3 protein-coding genes are annotated in these 5,283 nt (G+C 67.0%); all 3 read left to right on the top strand.

Features of this window, described 5'->3' with window-relative positions; translation table 11 throughout:
* Window positions 1-720, top strand: a 720-nt coding sequence (locus VGE49_RS04475; protein WP_331033378.1) for a FecR family protein, incomplete at its 5' end; no start/stop codon positions are given.
* Window positions 721-822: 102 nt separating this feature from the next.
* Entirely contained in the window at window positions 823-4,125 is a 3,303-nt protein-coding gene (locus tag VGE49_RS04470; RefSeq protein ID WP_331033377.1) for a TonB-dependent receptor, read from the top strand.
* Between the two features lie 162 nt (window positions 4,126-4,287).
* On the top strand, window positions 4,288-5,283 hold a 996-nt coding region (locus VGE49_RS04465), incomplete at its 3' end, for a dicarboxylate/amino acid:cation symporter (protein ID WP_331033376.1).

Genomic DNA, 5,283 nt, shown 5'->3' with positions numbered 1-5,283 from the left:
ACCCGGCGGGCCCTGGTCGCGGCCTCGGTCGGCGCGCTGGCCGTCGGCGGGGCGGGGGCCTGGGCCGTCCGCCGGATGCAGACCCAGCCGTTCGAAACCCGGATGGGCGAGACGCGGGTCGTGCCGCTGGACGACGGGTCGGTGATGACGCTGAACACCCTGTCCGAAGGCGACGTCCGCTACAGTTCCAGCGCGCGCGAGATCCTGCTGGAGGCTGGCGAGGCGCTGTTCAATGTGGTCGCCGACGCCGGCCGTCCCTTCGTGGTGCGGTCCGGCGAGGCGGCGGTGGTCGCCAACGGCGCCAGCTTCCTGGTGCGGCGTCTGGGTCGGGCGCCCCTGCAGGTCGTCTCCTTCGGCGGCGACGTCGCCGTCAGCGGCGCGCACGGCGGGGCGCTGAAACTGGCGGCCAACACCCGCGCCCTCCTGTCCGACGGGGCCCGGCCGATCCACAGCGGCGGGGTCGACGCCGATCGCGAGCTGGCCTGGCGGCACGGCCGGATCCAGCTGGAGGACGAGACCCTGTCGCGCGCCGCGCGGGAGTTCGCCCGCTATAATTCCACGCGGATCGTGCCGGCGGACCCGGCGGTGGCGGGCTTGAAGATCACCGGCCTGTTCGTCGCCAACGACCCCGTCGCCTTCGCCCGCGCGGCCGCCGGCAGTCTGGATCTGGAGGTGGACGTGAACGCCGAGGAGATCCGCCTGAGTCGCCGTCTGGTCTAATTTCCGACCACGAATTGCTTTTTTTGGCGGAAACGCGCGCGGCCCGCGTCTTGGAGGAGATCCGTCTCAAGGCGGACGTCCAAAAAGAACAAGGGTCGGGGTATGAAAGCGTCTTGGAAGCAGGGTCTGGCGGGAAGCGCCGCGGGGTTGGCGCTGCTGTTTGCGGCGAACGGCGGTCACGCGCAGGATCGGACGTTCAACGTCCCGGCCCAGCCGATCAGCCAGGCCATCACGGAGCTGGCGCGTCAGGCCGGCGTGCAGATTTCGGCCCCGACGGCCCATCTGGCGGGCGTGCGCACCCGCGCCGTCACCGGCGTCATGGACGTCGAAGCGGCGGTGAAGCTGCTGATCGAAGGCACGGATCTGGAGATCGTCAGTCGTGAAGGTTCGACCTTCATCCTGCGCCAGCGCCCCAGGACGGCGGACGCCACCCAGGTCGACGAAGTCGTGGTGGTGGGCAGCCGCATCAAGGGCACGCGGATCAATGAAGCCCTGCCGGTCACGGTTATCGGCGCCCAGGACATCGACGCCATCGGCGCCGTGGACGGCGACGACCTCTACCGCGCCATCTCGCAGGCCGGCGACGTCAACTTCAACGACGCCGACACCGACAACGGCGGCATCAACAACGCCCGCGGCGACGTGGCTTCGATCGATCTGCGGGCCCTGGGCACCGGCAATACCCTGGCGCTGCTGAACGGCCGCCGCCTGGTGGCCCATCCGGGCACCCAGGTCGAGAACTTCGTGCCGGTCACGACCGTCAACACCAACTCGATCCCGGTCATGGGGGTCCAGCGCGTCGAGGTCCTGGCCGACGGCGCAGCGGCCCTGTTCGGCACTGACGCGGTCGCGGGCGTGGTCAACACCGTCCTGCGCGGCAATTTCGAGGGCCTGACCGTTCAGTCGGGCATGGGTCGAGACGAAGGCGGAATGGAGGAGTATTCCTTCAACTTCCAGGCGGGCAAGGACTTCAACGACGGCCGCACCAACATCTCGGTGATGGGCGACTACCTGACCCGCGACGCCCTGTTCATCTGGGAACGCGACTACGCCACCGTCGAGGGGCGGATCAGGCGCTTCGGCGACCGGGCCGCGGGTCTGGACTACGTCAGCTACAGCACCATCACCGCCTGGGCCGAAGGCTACCGGCTCAAGCCCGGCACCTATGTCGCGGACAAGCTGACGACCAACGTCAACGGCCAGCAGCTGACCAGCTCGGCGGGCTCGTTCCACATTCAGCCGGGCACGAACCCGGGCTGTCTGGCGCCAGGCTTCGTGGCCGGCACCTGCTTCGACAATTCGACGCTGGCGACCACGGGCGACGATCAGAACCTGCGCTATGACCTGGACACGATGCGGACGATCAGTTCGGCCGTCGATCGCGCCAACCTGTTCACCTTCATCAATCATGAGTTCGAGAACGGCCTCGAGGCGTTCGGCGAGATTGGCTACTACTGGGCCAACACCTGGTCGCAGCGTCAGCAGGACACGCCGCTGGACTATCAGCGGGTGCTGATGTCGCCGACCGCCTACTGGAACCCGCTGGGCGCCGTGGGCGTCACCGCGCGTCTGCCGGGCCTGGCCGCCTCGGGCGCGGGGGCCGTGCCGGTCTCGGGCGCGCCGGTCGAGATTCGCGACTTCCGCTTCGCCGACCTGGGCTACCGCAGCGTCGACGTCGAGAACGTCACCACCCGCTTCGTCGGCGGTCTGCGCGGCCAATATCTGGGCTTCGACTGGGAAAGCGCGCTGCTCTATTCCAAGGCCCGCACCGAAGATCAGATGGACGGCGTCAGCATGACCGGCCTGCAGGCCGCCATCAACCGGACGACGCGCGACGCCTACAACCCGTTCGCGGGCGGCGATCTGACCAATCCGCGCAACGCCGCCTTCGGCGTCAATGATCAGGCGGTCATCGACAGCTTCCTGGTTCGGGTCGGACGGACGGCAGAGACCGAGCTCATGCAGTGGGACTTCCACGTCTCGCGTCCTGACATCTATTCGCTTCCGGCCGGTGACGTCGGCCTAGCGGCGGGCGTCGAGGCGCGGCGCGAGACCTTCGCCGAGGACCGCGACGACCGTCTGGACGGCACCATCACCTTCACCGATCTGGCTGGCGGCGTCGCCCAGAGCGACGTGATGGGCGTGACCTTCACTCCGGACAGCTCGGGCGCGCGCAACGTCTATTCGGCCTTCGCCGAACTGGCGATCCCGGTGGTGTCGCCGGACATGAACATTCCCTTCGTGAAGTCGATCGACATGCAGGTCGCCGGTCGTCTCGAGGACTATTCGCTGTTCGGCACGGTGGGCGCGCCCAAGGTGGCGATCGCCTATCGCCCGAACGACTGGCTGATGTTCCGCACCGCCTGGTCCGAGGGCTTCCGCGCGCCGAACCTGACCCAGCTGCACCAGCCGGACTTCCAGCGTTCGAACTCGCGCCGGGACTACGCCGCCTGCGCGGTTCAGCTGAAGATCGGGGCCATCCCGACCCTGACGTCGAACAATGACTACTGCGTCTCGGAATCGCGGATCGAGAACCGCGCCGGCAATCCGAACCTGAAGCCCGAGCGGTCGAAGAACCTCAGCGCCGGCGTCGTGTTCGAGCCCAAGCTCTGGTCGTCGGCCTATGGCGACCTGACCTTCGCGGTGGACTACTGGAAGATCAACCAGACCGATCTGGTGGGCATCTTCGGCGGCACGAACCAGCTGGTGATGGACTATTATCTGCGTCAGATCGGCAGCTTCAATCCGAACGTGGTGCGCGCCGCGCCGGACGCCCAGCAGATCGCAGACGGTCAGGCCGCCGGCCTGGCTCCGGTCGGCGCCCTGCTGTCCATCAAGGACGACTACCTGAACCTGCAGCCGCGTGAATCCGAGGGTGTCGACTATCGGATGCACTACAGCCTGCGCGACACCCCGATCGGCGCCTTCACCTGGACGGTCAACGTCAGCCAGTGGCTGAAGCTGTATCAGGAGGCCAACGAGGACCACCAGATGCTGCTGGACGCGCTCAAGGACGGCGTGATCTCGGGCGTCGCTGTCTCGGGAGTCGAGGAGCTGGTCCGCCGCAACGGCAGGCCCCAGTGGAAGGCGTCGTCCAGCCTGACCTGGGACAACGGCCCGTGGAGCACCGGCTTCTATTCCAGCTACGTCAGCGACTACTACGACACCTCGGCCAATATCGCCGGCACGACCGACTACTGGGTCGTTGAGGATTGGCTGACCCACAACCTCTACGTTCAGTACGAGTTCGAGGGCGGTCGGATGGCCGGCACGCGCCTTCGCGTCGGCGCGCGCAACATCACCAATGAAGAGCCGCCGCTGGCCAATGAGCGTTTCGGCTACGACGGCAGCGTCCACTCCAACCGGGGACGCTGGTGGTATGCGACCATCCGGAAGGAATTCTGATCTAGGCGCGAAGGCCGATTGGCTTTAGCAAAGAACTGAACGAGGCGGGGCAGTGGACATTTCGAACGTCTGCGGCCCCGCTTTCGTATGGAACGGATGGGGCTCGTGCGGTCGGGGGAGGCATTCCGACGGGGTGGGCCGAGTGAAGTTGGAACGTAAAGAATGAACCGAATATTCGCCTACCTCATTATCGGCGCGATGATCCTCGGCGTGCTCGTCGGCTGGGGCGTCAACCAGTATCTGGACGCCGATCAGGCGGCGGCGGCGGCCAAGAATCTGTCGCTGATCACCGACGTCTTCCTGCGTCTGATCAAGATGATCATCGCCCCCCTGGTCTTCACCACCCTGGTGGCGGGCATCGCTCACATGGAAGACGCCGCCTCGGTCGGCCGCATCGGCGTCAAGACCATGACCTGGTTCATCGGCGCCTCGGTGGTGTCGCTGCTGCTGGGCCTGCTGATGGTCCAGCTGCTGCAGCCGGGGGCGGGGATGCACCTGCCTGAGGCCGCGCTGGCGACGGCCCCGGCCGCCTCGACCGACGCCTTCTCGCTGCACGGCTTCGTCACCCACCTGGTGCCGACCTCGATCTTCGACGCCATGGCCAAGAACGAGATCCTGCAGATCGTGGTCTTCTCCCTGTTCGTCGGCACGGCGGTCGCGGCCCTGGACGACAAGGCGCCCGCGGTGCTGAACCTGGTCGAACAGGCCGCCTCCATCATGCTGAAGGTGACTGAGTTCGTGATGAAGCTGGCGCCCCTCGCCATCTTCGCGGCCCTGGCCTCGACCATCGCCACGCAAGGGCTGGAGATGCTGGCCGTCTACGCCAAGTTCGTGCTCGGCTTCTACGGCTCGATGGGCATCCTGTGGGGCCTGCTGTTCCTGGCCGGCGCCCTGGTGCTGGGCCGTCGCGTCCTGCCGCTGTTCAAGGTGATCCGCACCCCGGCCCTGCTGGCCTTCTCGACCGCCAGTTCGGAAGCCGCCTATCCGCGCATCCTGGACGCCCTGCCTACCGTCGGCGTGCGTCGCCGCATCGTCAGCTTCGTCCTGCCGCTGGGCTATTCGTTCAACCTCGACGGCTCGATGCTCTACTGCACCTTCGCCACCATGTTCATCATGCAGGCGCACGGCGTGCACCTCAGCGTCTCGCAGCAGGTCTTC

The sequence above is a fragment of the Brevundimonas sp. genome (assembly GCF_036405315.1).
Classification (GTDB): domain Bacteria; phylum Pseudomonadota; class Alphaproteobacteria; order Caulobacterales; family Caulobacteraceae; genus Brevundimonas.
The sequence above is the reverse complement of the archived record's forward strand: the minus strand, read 5'-3'. Positions and strand labels throughout refer to the sequence as shown.

What these genes read in the sequence shown, in the direction of transcription:
- VGE49_RS04470 (WP_331033377.1), top strand. Translation starts at nt 823, where the DNA reads ATGAAAGCGTCTTGGAAGCAGGGTCTGGCGGGAAGCGCCGCGGGGTTG.